At 70.3% G+C, this 13,169-nt stretch carries 11 protein-coding genes; 5 read left to right on the top strand and 6 right to left on the bottom strand.

Going from position 1 to position 13,169, the window contains the following annotated elements:
* Positions 1-25: 25 nt before the first annotated feature.
* Both ACQP09_RS12235 and ACQP09_RS12230 read right to left on the bottom strand, forming a co-directional pair.
* Positions 26-859 (bottom strand): hypothetical protein, encoded by an 834-nt coding sequence (locus tag ACQP09_RS12235; RefSeq protein WP_433398367.1) that lies wholly within the window; start codon positions 857-859, stop codon positions 26-28.
* A 187-nt stretch (positions 860-1,046) separates the two neighbouring features.
* Positions 1,047-1,985 carry a hypothetical protein gene (locus ACQP09_RS12230; RefSeq protein WP_433398365.1) on the bottom strand — a complete coding sequence of 313 codons (939 nt, stop codon included), beginning with the start codon at positions 1,983-1,985 and terminating at the stop codon, positions 1,047-1,049.
* Positions 1,986-2,366: 381 nt separating this feature from the next.
* Between ACQP09_RS12230 and ACQP09_RS12225 the strand changes: the two genes are divergently transcribed.
* From ACQP09_RS12225 to ACQP09_RS12215, 3 genes are all read left to right on the top strand, one after another.
* On the top strand, positions 2,367-3,233 hold the full coding sequence (locus tag ACQP09_RS12225) for a helix-turn-helix domain-containing protein (RefSeq protein ID WP_433398363.1): 867 nt from the start codon (positions 2,367-2,369) through the stop codon (positions 3,231-3,233).
* A gap of 5 nt (positions 3,234-3,238) precedes the next feature.
* Positions 3,239-3,436 (top strand): DUF397 domain-containing protein, encoded by a 198-nt coding sequence (locus ACQP09_RS12220; RefSeq protein WP_433406563.1) that lies wholly within the window; start codon positions 3,239-3,241, stop codon positions 3,434-3,436.
* Between the two features lie 149 nt (positions 3,437-3,585).
* Positions 3,586-4,632 (top strand): DUF5954 family protein, encoded by a 1,047-nt coding sequence (locus ACQP09_RS12215; protein WP_433398362.1) that lies wholly within the window; start codon positions 3,586-3,588, stop codon positions 4,630-4,632.
* Positions 4,633-4,701: 69 nt separating this feature from the next.
* Here the strand turns inward: ACQP09_RS12215 and ACQP09_RS12210 are convergent, their stop codons facing one another.
* Complete coding sequence (locus tag ACQP09_RS12210) at positions 4,702-5,997, bottom strand: LCP family protein (protein WP_433398360.1); 1,296 nt, start codon at positions 5,995-5,997, stop codon at positions 4,702-4,704.
* Positions 5,998-6,114: 117 nt separating this feature from the next.
* Here ACQP09_RS12210 and ACQP09_RS12205 point away from each other — a divergent pair, with 117 nt between their 5' ends.
* Entirely contained in the window at positions 6,115-6,672 is a 558-nt protein-coding gene (locus ACQP09_RS12205; protein ID WP_433398358.1) for an acyl-CoA thioesterase, read from the top strand.
* A gap of 24 nt (positions 6,673-6,696) precedes the next feature.
* On the opposite strand, the gene ACQP09_RS12200 is transcribed toward ACQP09_RS12205, so the two are convergent.
* Entirely contained in the window at positions 6,697-8,082 is a 1,386-nt protein-coding gene (locus ACQP09_RS12200; protein ID WP_433406561.1) for an LCP family protein, read from the bottom strand.
* A gap of 350 nt (positions 8,083-8,432) precedes the next feature.
* Here ACQP09_RS12200 and ACQP09_RS12195 point away from each other — a divergent pair, with 350 nt between their 5' ends.
* Positions 8,433-9,473: a glycosyltransferase family 2 protein gene (locus tag ACQP09_RS12195; protein WP_433398357.1), complete on the top strand. Its 1,041-nt coding sequence runs from the start codon at positions 8,433-8,435 to the stop codon at positions 9,471-9,473.
* A 117-nt stretch (positions 9,474-9,590) separates the two neighbouring features.
* Here ACQP09_RS12195 and ACQP09_RS12190 read toward each other — a convergent pair whose 3' ends face one another.
* Together ACQP09_RS12190 and ACQP09_RS12185 are read right to left on the bottom strand one after the other, a co-directional pair.
* Complete coding sequence (locus ACQP09_RS12190; RefSeq protein WP_433398355.1) at positions 9,591-11,294, bottom strand: LCP family protein; 1,704 nt, start codon at positions 11,292-11,294, stop codon at positions 9,591-9,593.
* 43 nt (positions 11,295-11,337) lie between these two features.
* On the bottom strand, positions 11,338-13,092 hold the full coding sequence (locus ACQP09_RS12185) for an LCP family protein (protein WP_433398353.1): 1,755 nt from the start codon (positions 13,090-13,092) through the stop codon (positions 11,338-11,340).
* Between the last annotated feature and the right edge of the window lie 77 nt (positions 13,093-13,169).

Genomic DNA, 13,169 nt, shown 5'->3' with positions numbered 1-13,169 from the left:
AGGCGTACGACAAGTCGAGTGCCGTCTACGCCTTCTGAACGCGCTTGACGACCCAGGTCAAGGCCAGCCAGGGAGTGCAGGCAGCCGCGAGAGCCAGGAGCCAGCCCGCCCACGTGGAGGTCTGGTAGAACGCGCCGGGCAGCAGGAGGAGCACCCCGAGGCAGAGCACCAGCGCGGCCACTCCGTGGACGTCACCGCGGAACCTCCGGGCCGAGTGGACCTCGTCGCGGCCGAAGAGCCCGGAGCCGAACGCAGCCGCGAAGAAGACCACCGCCCAGATCCACAGGAGCGCGGCGCCGCTGTCGAAGAAGCCGGAGTCGTGGTGCCGCCCGCCGAGCCCGGGACGGCCGGGGGCGTAGATGACAGTCACCGAGTCACCCTCGTCCGGTACTCCGACGGTCCTCGCACCCCGGATGGTGGTCCGGCGGGAGCTGTCGTCGAACCGGAGGGTCACGACGACGTCAGCCGCGTACTCGTCGACACCGTCCACGTTCACGCCGGTCGGCCGTGGCTCGCTCACCGTCCGCTCGATGGGAACCTCGTGGACGCCCCCTCCGGCCGTGTACACCTCCGAAACCCAACGACCCTGCTCACCATCCGGGCCGACCGCCTGGACCAGCGCCGCACCGCTCGTCATCGGGAGCAGGACGGCGAGGAGGAGGGGCAGGCTGCGGGAGGGACGTCGCGCCGGCCCTACGGGTTTGTCCAGGTCGACCCCGCCCGCGCGCCGTGAGCGCACGGAGACCGCCATCCACATCAGTACGCACACCAGCGAGCAGCCGAACAGTGCGAGCCGCAGACCCCGCGATTCCGCCCGGGGTGACAACGGCAGGATGCCCACGATCAGCGTGGCGCTCACGGCCGTCACCATCAGAATCCCGGTCACCCGCGTGCGCACCGACGACGCTCGCGACGATCCTGTGCGCAACATCCCACGCCCCTCCCCCCCCCGAGCCTCCGTGTGGTCACCACCCGTCGGCCTCGAACGCCCCCGCGCCCGGTGGGCCGAGCGTATCCCCGGCCTGACACCTCGACGACGACAACTTCTAGGCTGCGGCCGCCAGGTCGCGGCAGCCCCGGCAGTGGCCCGGCTCCCTTGAGCGGAACGCGCGGTCGCAACGGTCGCAGTTCTGGAGGGGGATCACCAGCGTGCGGCGGGCAGCCGGGGCCAGCTCCTCGGCGTCGGGGAGCGGTGGGGGCAGGAGCATGGTGAGGCGGTGCCTGACGATCTTCGCCGGGTACTTGGGCGGCTGCGGCAGGTCGGCCGTCAGGGCGTGGCGGATGGCGTCGGGGCGAACCTCCCGCTCCAGCCAGGCGGCCACACCCGGGACCAGCTCCTCGACATCGGCCTCGGAGAGCACCAGCTCTTCCGCGTGATTCCGCAGGTCGGCGAGGATCGCGGAGGCGGTCTGCCGCAGTTCCGGGGTGAGTGCGCGGGGCTGGGGGAGCGGCCGGCGCGGCGGCTTGGGCGCGGTGCGCGGCGGTACGCGGACCGGGGGGAGCGCCTCTTCCGGTACGGGGGTGGGTTCGGGCGCAGGCGGGGGTGCGGGTGCCGGTGGGGGTTCAGGCACGCTGGGCGCCACCTCCGGCACCACCACCACCCTCCCGGCCCGCTCCACCGCCCCCGGCTGGTTGCAGAAGACCGTGCGGGTGGTCATCCGGCCGTTCGCCAGCCTCACGTGCGCCCGGCGCAGGTAGCCGTGGGCCTCCAGCTCGCGCAGAGCGGCGGCGATCCTCATCTCGCCCTCGGCGAAGCGGGCGGTGAGCGCCTTGATGCCGACCAGGGAGCCGACGGGCAGCGACTGGATGTGGACGCCGATGCCGATCGCGACGAGGGAGAGCTCGGCATGCTGCGCGAGGTGGTTGCCGACGATCGTGAACCGGCTGGTGTGCGGGATCGCGATATGGATCACGCCGAAGGCCGGAAGGGGCCCGGGAAGCTCGGCCAGGGCGCGGGTGAGGGCGATATTGTGCTGGGTAGCCATGGGGAAGGTGTCGCTTCCTTGGTGGTCAGGTCCTCGCTCGGGATTGCCGTCCCGGCGGGGGCCGTCTCATGTCTGGTGTTGTGGTCAGCGTGAGCATATGCCTGCCAACCCGTGCGAAATCCAGCTCAGTTGGCGAATCTCACCCGTGTGGGTGACCAGCCTCTCCCGCAGATGACCACCGGGATCAGGTGGGGTGGGGTTGGGTTATTTCTCTTGGTTCTTTACGTAGTTGATGGCGTGGCTCACCGGGTCGCGGCGAGCCACGATCCGGTGTCCCCTCACCGGATCGTGACGCGCAACGACCCGGCCTGAGCTGCGATTTCGGGTGGATTTCCGGGTATCCGCCCCGCACTGGGGCTTGCCGTCCTTACGCTGCGCACCATGGCTGACGACGACGTATCCGAGCCCGATTCCGAGCCCGATCTCGACCTGGACATCGATCCGACGGACGATTCGAGCGCGGTGATGGCCGCCGTGGGGCGGCAGATCAGACTCTGGCGGGAGACGGCCGGGCTGCGCGCGGCCGAGCTGGGTACGGCGATCGGCTACAGCGAGGATCTCGTCTACAAGGTCGAGGGCGGACGACGCATCCCCAAGCCGGAGTTCCTGGACGGGACGGACAGGGCAGTGGGCGCGGGCGGCAAGATCTCCGCGATGAAGAAGGACGTGGCCGAGGCCCGTTACCCGAAGAAGGTGAAGGACCTCGCCAAGCTGGAGCGGGAAGCGGTCGAGCTTGGCGCGTATGGCAACCACAACGTCCACGGGCTTCTCCAGACCGCTGAATACGCCCGTGCGCTGTACGAGATGCGGCGGCCGGCCTTCGGGCCCGATGAGGTCGAACGGTATGTCGCGGCGCGGATGGCACGACAGGAGATCCTCCGGCGGAAGCCGTTGACCATGCTGACCTTCGTCCAGGAGGAGGTGACGATCCGGCGGCCGTTGGGCGGTCGTGCCGTGCTGCGCCGCCAGCTCGAACACCTGCTGGAGATCGGTCAGTTGCGGAACGTCGAGATCCAGGTGATGCCGACTGACCGTGAGGACCACGCGGGTATGGGCGGTCAGCTCCAGCTCCTTAAGTTCAAGGACGGAACGGCGGTGGGACACTGGGAGGGGCAATTGTTCAACCGCCTCACCTTCGACCCCAAGGAGATCCGGATCCTGGAGCAGCGGCTCGGTCTCGTCCGGGCCCAGGGTCTCACTCCGCGGGAATCGCTGGCCTTCATCGAGAAAGTGCTGGGAGAGACATGACGCGCATGACCCCGAGTGGTGACGGCTCCGCTCTGGAGTGGTTCAAGAGCAGCTACAGCAGCAATGACGGCCCCGAGTGCGTCGAGGTCGCCGCTGCCCGCAGCGCCGTGCACGTCCGTGACTCCAAGGACCTCGCCAGGTCACCGCTCGGCTTCACCTCCGCCGCCTGGGCGGACTTCGTCCCGTACGCCTCCGGTAGCTGAGGCGCACGCACCGCCACCCTCGTACGCTCCGGGAGCGCCCGGCCCCCTTCGCGGGCGGCCGGGCGCGCTCATGTCCGTCAACTTCACTCCCGTACGCCCTTTGTGGCGGAAACCCAGACACCGGCACCCCCCTTCGGCACACTGAGTGCATGGACGATCACCCGGGGAAGTCGCCGGACCACCTCACCATCAACGTCACGCACCGGGACGACCCGGTCTTCGAGGTCACCGAGGCGGACGCGTTCGCCTCGGTGCGGAAGTATCCGAACATCGTGGTCCGGGGGCCGCTGTTCGGGCTCGCCGCGCAGGGGCGCGGGGAGCGGCCGCGGTGGCGGCTGCTGGGTGAACTCGACACCGGGTTCCCGCAGATGGCCCGCGACGAGCTGAACTCGCACCTCTGGTTCAAGGCCAAGGACCACACCGAGGACCGGGCCGTGCGGCGGTCGTTGCTGGAGGCTGTGGCCCGGCTGGAGAAGGACCCGGTCAACGAGGTGACGGCGGACGGCGTCCGCTACCGCGTCGTGCGGGCCGACGAGTTCGCCCGGATCGGTGACGCGCGCCTGGAGCCGCCCCGGGCCACCGACCCGGACGAGGACGGCTGGGACCTGGACGCGCCCGACCCCTCCCGCACCAAGGGGTTCGTGGTCGACCACGCGGCCGCCGTCGGGCTCGCCGAAGGGATCAACCGGGCCGGGCTGCTGCAGCTCTCCTACACCGCCGACCGCTTCCCCGATGACGTACGGGCCGACTCCCAGAAGGCGTTGTTCACCCACCCGGGCGTCGTGCTCCTCCCGACGACGTTCCGGGTGGTGGAGCGGAAGGAGCTGTCCTGGTCGATGGTGACCGGGCAGTACGCGACCCCTCAGGGCGCCCGCCGCGCCCTCGTCCACCACCTCACCCGGCCCGTGCCGAAGCTCCCGGACCTGCCGGACATGCCGGAGCTGCCCGCCTGGATGAAGGTGGACGAGAAGGAGCAGGCGATCCACGACCGGGCCGCGAAGAAGTTCATGGCGCGCCGCAGGCCCAACGAACTCCTGGTGCGGGGGCGCCGGTACGAGGTCGTGCGGGTCGAGCGGGTGATGCGCATCGGGCCCGACGGACCGGAGAAGCCGCGCCCGTCCGACACGGACGACTACGGCCCCTCCCAGATCCATCCCCTCATGGACGAGGAAGGGAACATCACCTACAGCTCGTAGCCCAGTAGGTGATGTTCCCCGGCCCCCCTCGCAACGACCTTGCGAGGGGCCTCAGTTGTCCCGGCTGCCTTAGTTGCCCTTGACCGTGACCTTCTCGTCGTTCTTCAGCTGCTCCACGAGCTGCTTCACCTTGGCCTTGTCCCAGACGAGGTTGCCGCCGTTGCTGCCGGAGATAGGCATGTTCATCGACGTACCGTCGCCGCCCGTGACGCCCTTCATCGCGAAGAACATGTTGGCCAGCGACCAGAGCGACATGTCCTTGTCCACGATCAGCGTGTCCAGGCCCGCACCCATCGTCGGGTACAGCTTGAACGGGTTGAGGATCGTGGACGGGGTCGCCGTCTGGCTCGCCAGCGCCGCGAGGAACTTCTGCTGGTTCTTCGTACGGTCCAGGTCGCTGCCCGCGAACGCGTACCGGGTGCGGACGAAGGCCAGGGACTGCTCGCCGTTCAGCGTCTGCTTCCCGGCCTGGAAGTCGGCGCCGGACTTCTTGTCCTTGAACGCCTTCGGGATGTCCATCTCGACCCCGCCGATCGCGTCCACGATCTGCGCGAAGCCGCCGAAGCCGATCTCGACGTAGTGGTCGATGCGCAGCCCGGTGTTGAACTCGACCGTACGCACGAGGAGTTCGGGGCCGTCCTCGGCGTACGCGGCGTTCAGCTTCACCTGACGGCCCGTGCCCTGGAATATCTTGCCGGACTCCGACCCCTTGAAGGTGGGGATCTCCACCTGGGAGTCGCGCGGCAGGGAGATCAGCGTCGGGCCGTTGGAGCCGTCGTGCAGGATCATCATCGAGTCGGTGCGCTTGCCGTCGGCGGAACCGGTGCGCAGCCGCTTCTTGTCCTCGGCCGACATGCCCTCACGGCTGTCGGAACCGACGATCAGGTAGTTCGTCCCGTCGCCCGCTTCCGGCCGCTCGATGACCTTGGCGAGGTCGACCTCGCGCTTCAGCTTGCCGTCGGCCCAGAAGTACGTGGAGACGGAGACCACGAGGAACACGACGACCAGCGTCAGCGCGCCGAGCTTGATCCGGCGGCGCCAGTCGACCGGCGGACGGCCCTGGACGTAACCCGCGTCACCGCCGCCGCGACCGCCTCCACGGCCGCCGCCGCCACCGCCGTAGACCTGGCCGGTGTTGTAGCCGCTGTCGTAACCGGGCTCGGGGCTGTTGCCGTAACCGGGCTGTCCGCCCTGGTAGCGGTCGTCGTACCCCTGGCTCTGCGGGGGCACCGTCGGCCTCTGCGGCGGGGCCGGGCGGCGCTGGATGTGGGGCATCGCGCGGGCGCTCTCGGGCTGGGGGCTGGCACTGCCCCGTCCGTAGCGCTCGCCGCGGTCGCCGGTCCGTCGATCGGGCCAATCGTTCATCCGAACAGTGTGCCGCGCCGACCCACAGCTATTACAGGGTGTAAGGGAAATCGCACCAGGGCTGTTGCGAAGCTGATGCATTCTGCGGGATCCGGGCCCGCGCATAAGGTGGACTGTATGACAGATCAGGCCACCCGCACGGACCGCTCGGAGGAAGAGATTCCGGGCAAGCCCACCGCCGCGTCCCGCACCACCCTCAGCCACATCATGACCGGCAGCGACACCAACCTCCTCGGCACGGTGCACGGTGGCGTGATCATGAAACTGGTCGACGACGCGGCGGGCGCCGTGGCCGGACGGCACTCCGGCGGGCCCGCCGTGACCGCCTCGATGGACGAGATGGTCTTCCTGGAGCCGGTCAGGGTCGGTGACCTCGTTCACGTACGCGCGCAGGTGAACTGGACCGGCCGCTCCTCCATGGAGGTCGGCGTCCGGGTGATGGCCGAGCGCTGGAACGAGTCGACCCCCGCCCAGCAGGTCGGCAGCGCCTACCTCGTCTTCGCCGCCGTCGACGTGGACGGCAAGCCGCGCCGCGTACCGCCGGTGGTCCCCGAGACCGAGCGCGACAAGCGGCGCTACCAGGAGGCGCAGATCCGGCGCACGCACCGGCTGGCACGCCGTCGCGCGATCAAGGAGCTGCGGGAGAAGCGCGTGGCCGACGGCATCGACGACTGAGCCCGACAGGCCGCCGGAACGGCCCTACGGGCAGACCACCTCGTCGCCCGTCACCGTCGCGAACTCGCCCGTCTGCTTCGTCTCCGCCCGCACCGGCCGCACCTCGGTGAAGTCCGATCCGGCCGTCACCTCCATCGTCGCGCCCTGCCCCTTCACCGCCTTCAGCTCGCTGCCGGGCAACGCGGCGGCCAGCGACTTCGCCGACCGGTCCCAGCGCGGGTCGTACGTCACGAGCGTCCGCTCCAGGTCCCGCAGCTTGCCGTTGAGCGGGGCGTCGGTGGTGTTGAAGCCGGTCGCGCGCAGGCCGGCGTCCACGTCCTTGCCGAGGCCGTCCTTCGGGGTGCCGTTGTAGACCTGCACCCGGATCTCCTCCGGCGCCACGTCCACCAGGGCCGCCTGGGCCTTCTTCGGGGCGCCGGCCGCCGGCTTCGGCTTGGCGGGGGCCAGCGGCCGGTCCTCGCGCAGCGCCTCGAACAGCTTCTTCGCCTTCGCCGCGTCCCACTGGACCGTGGAGCCGATGCCCTTGACCGGGAAGCTCGGATTGCCGATCGGTACGGAGGTGAACTCGGACGACGCCGGGCTGAAGTCCTTCATCGCCTTGCCGAGCGCCAGCATCTGCTCCGTACCGAACCCCTCGTCCGCCCGGACCGACCCCAGCACCGACGCCGAGACCTGCTGGAACCGCACCGGGTTCAGCAGCACCCCGTTGCTCGTCGCCTGCTTGATCAGCGCCGCCATGAACTTCTGCTGGCGCTGCATCCGGCCCAGGTCGGAGCCCACGTCGACATGGCGGGAGCGTACGTACTGCAGCGCCTTGCCGCCGTCCAGCTGATGGGTTCCGGCGGGCAGGTCGAGCCCGGTGTACGAGTCCTTCATCGGCCGGGCCGTACAGATCTGCACCCCGCCCACCGCGTCGACCGTCTTCATGAAGCTGGTGAAGTCGACCTCCAGATAGTGGTCGACCTTGACGCCGGTCATGTTCTCGACCGTCCGCACGGTCAGCGCCGGCCCGCCCTCCGCGTAGGCGGCGTTCAGCTTCACCGGGTGGCTGTTGTGGCGCTTGCCGGTGGTGCGGTCGGTGTGCGCGGGCATCTCGGCGTAACTGTCGCGGGGCAGGCTCACGACGCTCGCCCGCTGCTTGTCCGCCGAGAGGTGCACCAGCATGATCGTGTCGGTGCAGTGGCAGGGCGCGCCGCCGAGCTTGTACTTCTGCTTCTCCGCCTGGGTAATGGTGTCCCGGCCGTCGGTGCCCACGAGCAGCAGATTGGTCCCCTGCCCGGACTGCGGGCGGTTCTTCATGTCCTTGAACGGGTCGACCCGGCCGATCCCGCCCTCCAGGTTGCTCACCACGGCGTGACCGATCCCACCCGCGCCCAGCACCAGCACCGAGAGCCCGGTCGCCACCCGCATGCCCCAGCGCGGCCGCTCGTCCTGCTTCCGGGAGCGCGGGGCCCGCACGCCCTGCGGTGGACGGCGGCGCGGCGGAGCGGTGCGGGGGCGGGGCGGGCGCTGCGGTGGGCGGGGGGCGGTCACGGGCGGAGACACCTCCGGGTGGTCACGGCGGGGAGACACCTCCGTGGTGCGAGGGGACCATCGCACGGTAGGCCCATACGATCTCCGTCCCGGCCCGCCACCCGGCGGCGCGCGCACCGGTGTCCCCCATTCGCGGTAACGTGGCGGCCGAATGACGCCGCCTCCCGGGGCGCCCGCCGCCTGCGGTGCGGAGCCCCCGGCGCCCCCGAGGACCCCCTGAGGACCACATGTCTGCCGCGCAGTACCCCGCCGTCTCCGTGATCATGCCGGTGCTCAACGAGGAACGCCATCTCAGGAACTCGGTCCGGCACATCCTGGAGCAGGAGTACGCCGGTGAGATGGAGGTCGTGATCGCGCTCGGCCCCTCCGCCGACCGCACGGACGAGATCGCCGCCGAGCTGGTCGCCGAGGACCCCCGGGTCCACACGGTCCCCAACCCCACCGGCCGCACCCCCGCCGCGCTCAACGCGGCGATCAAGGCCTCCCGCCACCCCGTCGTCGTCCGCGTCGACGGCCACGGCATGCTCTCGCCGAACTACATCGCCACCGCCGTCCGCCTCCTGGAGGAGACCGGCGCGCAGAACGTCGGCGGCATCATGCACGCCGAGGGCGAGAACGCCTGGGAGGAGGCCGTCGCCGCCGCGATGACCTCGAAGATCGGCGTCGGCAACGCGGCCTTCCACACCGGCGGCCAGGCGGGCCCGGCCGAGACCGTCTACCTCGGTGTCTTCCGGCGTGAGGCGCTGGAGAAGGCCGAGGGCTACAACGTGGAGTTCATCCGCGCCCAGGACTGGGAGCTGAACTTCCGCATCCGCGAGGCCGGCGGGCTGATCTGGTTCTCGCCGGAGCTGAAGGTCCAGTACCGCCCGCGCCCCTCGGTGAAGGCGCTCGCCAAGCAGTACAAGGACTACGGCCGCTGGCGCCACGTCGTCGCCCGCTACCACTCCGGCTCGATCAACCTCCGCTACCTCGCCCCGCCGACCGCCGTCGTCGCCATCGCGGCGGGCCTGGTGGCCGGCGCGGCCGTCACCCCGTGGGCCCTGGTCGTCCCCGGCGGCTACCTGGCCGCGATCGTCGCCGGGTCGCTGCCCGCAGGCAAGGGGCTCCCGCTGAAGGCCCGCGCGCAGATCCCGGTGGCGCTGGCGACCATGCACATGTGCTGGGGCTTCGGCTTCCTCACCAGCCCGCGCTCCCTGGCCAAGCGGGTCATCGCGAGCCGCCGCCCGTCGCTCGCGGCCAGCAACAGCAGCAGCAGCGAGACGGTCTGATCCGGCGGCCGCTTCTGTTTCCGCTTCCGTTTCCGTTTCCGTACGAGGAGGGCCCCACCGGCGACCGGTGGGGCCCTCCTCGTACCGTACGCACGGTCGCACTGCTGCGAGGTCACGTCACCAGCTGTACTTCGGGTCGACCTCCATGCAGCCCTTCTCCTCGCCGTTCTGCGCGCCCGCCGACTCCGGCGTCTTCTCCTTGCCCTTGGAGACGGGGTAGGCCCCGTCCTCGCGCCAGTCGGCGCCCACGGCGAGCGAGATGCCCGAGACGTCGGTCGACCTCTTAACCTGCGAGAGCGGGATGCCGAGCGCCTTGGCGACCGCCTGGGCGTCGCCCTCCAGATCCGCGCTCGGGAACAGGACCGAGGTCCGCGCCGACGCCGTCACGTTGTCCGGGTCGACGGTGGCCTTCGCGAAGCCGGACTCCTTGAGCAGCCCCTCCACGTCACCCGCGCGCCCCGAGACCGGTCCGAGCGCGTCGGTGGCGGTCCCGTTCCGTACGGCGACGGCGATCTCGCCGACCGGGGCGGACGGGTCCTTCGGCTCCTCCGGCTTCCGCTTCGACGCCTTGCCGTCCAGCGGCATGTCCTCGCGGACCATCCGGAACAGCTGCTCGGCGTCGCCCGCCTTCGGGTACACCCGGCCCGCGTTGGCGCCGGTGCCGTACACGTTCGGCATGGTCGACATCGTGATGCGCTTCGTCGGGACCTTCTTCAGCTCCTCGGCCAGGTCGTAGAGCTTCTTGACCGTGTCGAGCCCCTTGTCGACCGTCAGCGCCGTGGTCGCGGCCTCGGCCAGGTTCATCAGCTTCGCCGGGTCGCTGAGCTTGGTGCCCTTGCGCAGCTGGCGCACCATCGAGTTCATGTACTGGTGCTGGGCCTTGGCCCGCGCCAGGTCGCTGCCGTCCTCGAAGCCGTACCGGGTACGGAGCCACTGGAGGGCCTGCTCACCCTTGACCGAGGTGGTGCCCGCCTCCAGCTTCAGCCCGGAGCCACCGCGGCCGTTGGCGCCGCGTGAGTGGATGTTGGCGGTCACGCAGACCGGGACGCCGCCGATCGCGTCGGCCATCGAGACCACACCGGCGAAGTCGATCATCATGAAGTGGTCGATCCGGATGCCGGTCAGCTCGTACCAGGCGGCCACCGTGCACCCCGGACCACCGCGGCGCAGGCTCTGGTTGGTCTGCACGTCCACCGTGCTGGCCGGGAAGACCTCGCCGCCGGGCGCCGTGCACTTGGGCATCTTGAGCATGGTGTCGCGCGGCATGGTGACCACGGAGAGGTTGGAGCGGTCCGCGGAGAGGTGGAGCAGCATCTGCACGTCGGCGAGCGGCGGAGAGCCGAAGGTCTCCTTCGCACCGCCCAGCTTCTGGTTCTCCGCGGAGTCCCGGGCGTCGGAGCCGATGAGCAGGATGTTGAGCGGGGTCTGCCCGGCGGCGTTGGCCTTGTGGTCGGCCATCCGCTTGTCGCCGAGGGTCAGATCCTCTTTCCTGATGTTGCCGTTGAGGTGCTCGTAGTAGAGATAGCCGGCCCCACCGGCGACGAGTATCAGCAGCGCGAGTACGGAGGAGCCCCAGCGCAGTACGCGCCGTTTACCGCTCTTCGGCGCGCGGCGGCTGCTCCGGCCGCCTCCGACCCCGCCCCGGCTGCTCCGCCCCCGCGGCCCGGCCCGGCGGCTGGAGCCGCCTGTGCGGTCCCCACCGCCGCCGTCCCCGTTCCCGTTCTCGTACGGGCTCTCGCCCCCGGCGGGCCGGTCCGCGTGGCGTACGCGTGACCGTGTCCCCTCCCCGGGTGTGCTGCTCCGACCCACCGGACCCCCCATGCTGTTCAGATTTCCGCGGCGACGGTGACGCGGTGGCGTCGTGTCACTGGGCGCAGACCGCCTTGTCGGCGCTGGCCCGCTGGATGTTCTCCGGCGCCTTCGCCGGTCCGGTGATGGGTATGCCCGCGCCCTTGAAGTCCGCCCCCAGCGTGAGCACCATCGCCTCCAGCCCCTCGGCGTCGGCGGTGCCCTGCTTCATGGCCGTGGCGGGCAGCCCCATCATCGCGGCGAGCGCGCGGGCCTGGTCGGCCTGGTTGGGCGCGTACTCCAGCGTCGTCTTCTTGGTCTTCTCCGGGGCGTTGGCCTTGTTCGTGGACTTCAGCACGCCCTGCTGGTTCTGCAGCCAGGTGACGGTCGCACCGGCCGCACCGGCGATCTCGCCGCCGTTGAGGACGTCCACGCGTACGTCGGCGGGCTCGGCCTTCGGGCCCCTGAGGAGGGCCGCCTGCGCGCTCTTGGCGGCCTTCTCCTTCTGCTTCACCTCGGTCAGCGAGGTGTCGGAGCGCACCATCGCGAAGAGCGGTTCGGCCCTCGGCTCGTCCACGACCACGGTGATGGGCGTCGGCTCGGCCGGGTTGTCCTTGACCGGGACGGTGACGAAGGTGATGTTCTTGGTGTTGACCTTGCCGATCTCCTGGGCCAGGGTCATCAGCTTGTTGGCGCTGCCGATGCCCTGGTCGACCGTCAGCGACTTGGTCGCCGCGTCGGCCAGCTTGAACAGCTTCGTCGGGTTGGTCAGGGTGTCGTTCGACTTCATCTCGCGGATCATCGAGCCGAGGAACTGCTGCTGCACCTTGATCCGGTCGAGGTCGCTCTCGTTGCCGAAGCTGTGCCGGGTCCGCAGCAGGGCCAGGGCCTGCTCGCCGGCCACCTTCGACTTGCCCTCGGGGAGCTTCAGGTGGGACTTCGGGTCGTCGATCGCCTTGGCCATGCAGACCTCGACGCCGTCGACGGCGGTGGTCAGCTCCTTGACGGCGTTGAAGTCGACCATCATGAAGTGGTCGGGCTTGACGCCGGTGATGGACTCGACCGTCTGCATGGTGCAGCCGGGGTCGCGGCCCTCCTGGCCGAGGCTGACGTTGAAACGCTCGCCCGCGATGCCCGGGATCACCTTCGTCGACCCGTCGGGCTGCTTCGTCTCGCAGTCCGGGATGTCCGTCCACAGGTCGCGCGGGATGCTCAACGCCGTCGCGTTGGTGCGGTCCTCGGAGACGTGGAGCAGGATCGTGGTCTCGGCGTGGCCGGCGCTGTCCTTGTCGCCGTACCCGCCGTTGCCCTTGCCGGTGCGCTTGTCGGTGCCGATGATCAGGATGTTCATCGGGCCGTCGACGATGACGTTCTTGCTGCCCGCGTCGCCGATGTCGACGGTGTCGATGTTGCCGTTGAACCGCTCGTACAGGAGGTACGCGCCCAAGGACGTGCCGACCACGAGGAACGCGGTCACCCCGCCCGTCCACATCAGCGCCTTCTTGCGGCGCGCCTTCGGAGCCTTGCGCTTACGGCGCCCGGCGCCACCGGCCGCCGAAGCCTCCGCGCCGCGCCCGCCGTTCTGGGAGGACCGGCGGCTGCGCTGGCCGGGCACCTCGCGGCGAGGGCTCTCGGAGCCGGTGCGTGTGTCGGAGCCGGTGCGCGCGTCGCCGCGACGGCCGGAATCCTCGGCAGTGACCGTGCGCGCGGCGGCCGGCGACTCCCCTGCGGATCGGTCCAGTCGCAGTTCGTAATTGCCGGTGTGCGGGTTGAGCACCCACTGGTCTGCGGGGTCGATATCGTCCGCCCGCCCACGGCTTTGCGCATCCACGGTTGCTCGAGTCCTCCGTCGGTGCCACGCGAGGCGCCTTCCCCCGGCAAGGCGCTCGTTCCTTCGCTCCGGCGGTG

Origin of the sequence: Streptomyces sp. CA-146814, assembly GCF_050942385.1 — a bacterium.
Lineage (GTDB): Bacteria > Actinomycetota > Actinomycetes > Streptomycetales > Streptomycetaceae > Streptomyces.
Note: the sequence above shows the minus strand (reverse complement) of the source record. Positions and strands in the feature narration are given on the sequence as shown.

Coding starts and splice junctions, on each gene's coding strand:
- ACQP09_RS12200 (WP_433406561.1), bottom strand. CDS start 8,082: ATGCGGGTGGCGACCGGGCTCTCGGTGCTGGTGCTGGGCGCGGGTGGG.
- ACQP09_RS12195 (WP_433398357.1), top strand. CDS start 8,433: ATGTCTGCCGCGCAGTACCCCGCCGTCTCCGTGATCATGCCGGTGCTC.
- ACQP09_RS12190 (WP_433398355.1), bottom strand. CDS start 11,294: ATGGGGGGTCCGGTGGGTCGGAGCAGCACACCCGGGGAGGGGACACGG.
- ACQP09_RS12220 (WP_433406563.1), top strand. CDS start 3,239: ATGACCCCGAGTGGTGACGGCTCCGCTCTGGAGTGGTTCAAGAGCAGC.
- ACQP09_RS12225 (WP_433398363.1), top strand. CDS start 2,367: ATGGCTGACGACGACGTATCCGAGCCCGATTCCGAGCCCGATCTCGAC.
- ACQP09_RS12210 (WP_433398360.1), bottom strand. CDS start 5,997: ATGAACGATTGGCCCGATCGACGGACCGGCGACCGCGGCGAGCGCTAC.
- ACQP09_RS12230 (WP_433398365.1), bottom strand. CDS start 1,985: ATGGCTACCCAGCACAATATCGCCCTCACCCGCGCCCTGGCCGAGCTT.
- ACQP09_RS12205 (WP_433398358.1), top strand. CDS start 6,115: ATGACAGATCAGGCCACCCGCACGGACCGCTCGGAGGAAGAGATTCCG.
- ACQP09_RS12215 (WP_433398362.1), top strand. CDS start 3,586: ATGGACGATCACCCGGGGAAGTCGCCGGACCACCTCACCATCAACGTC.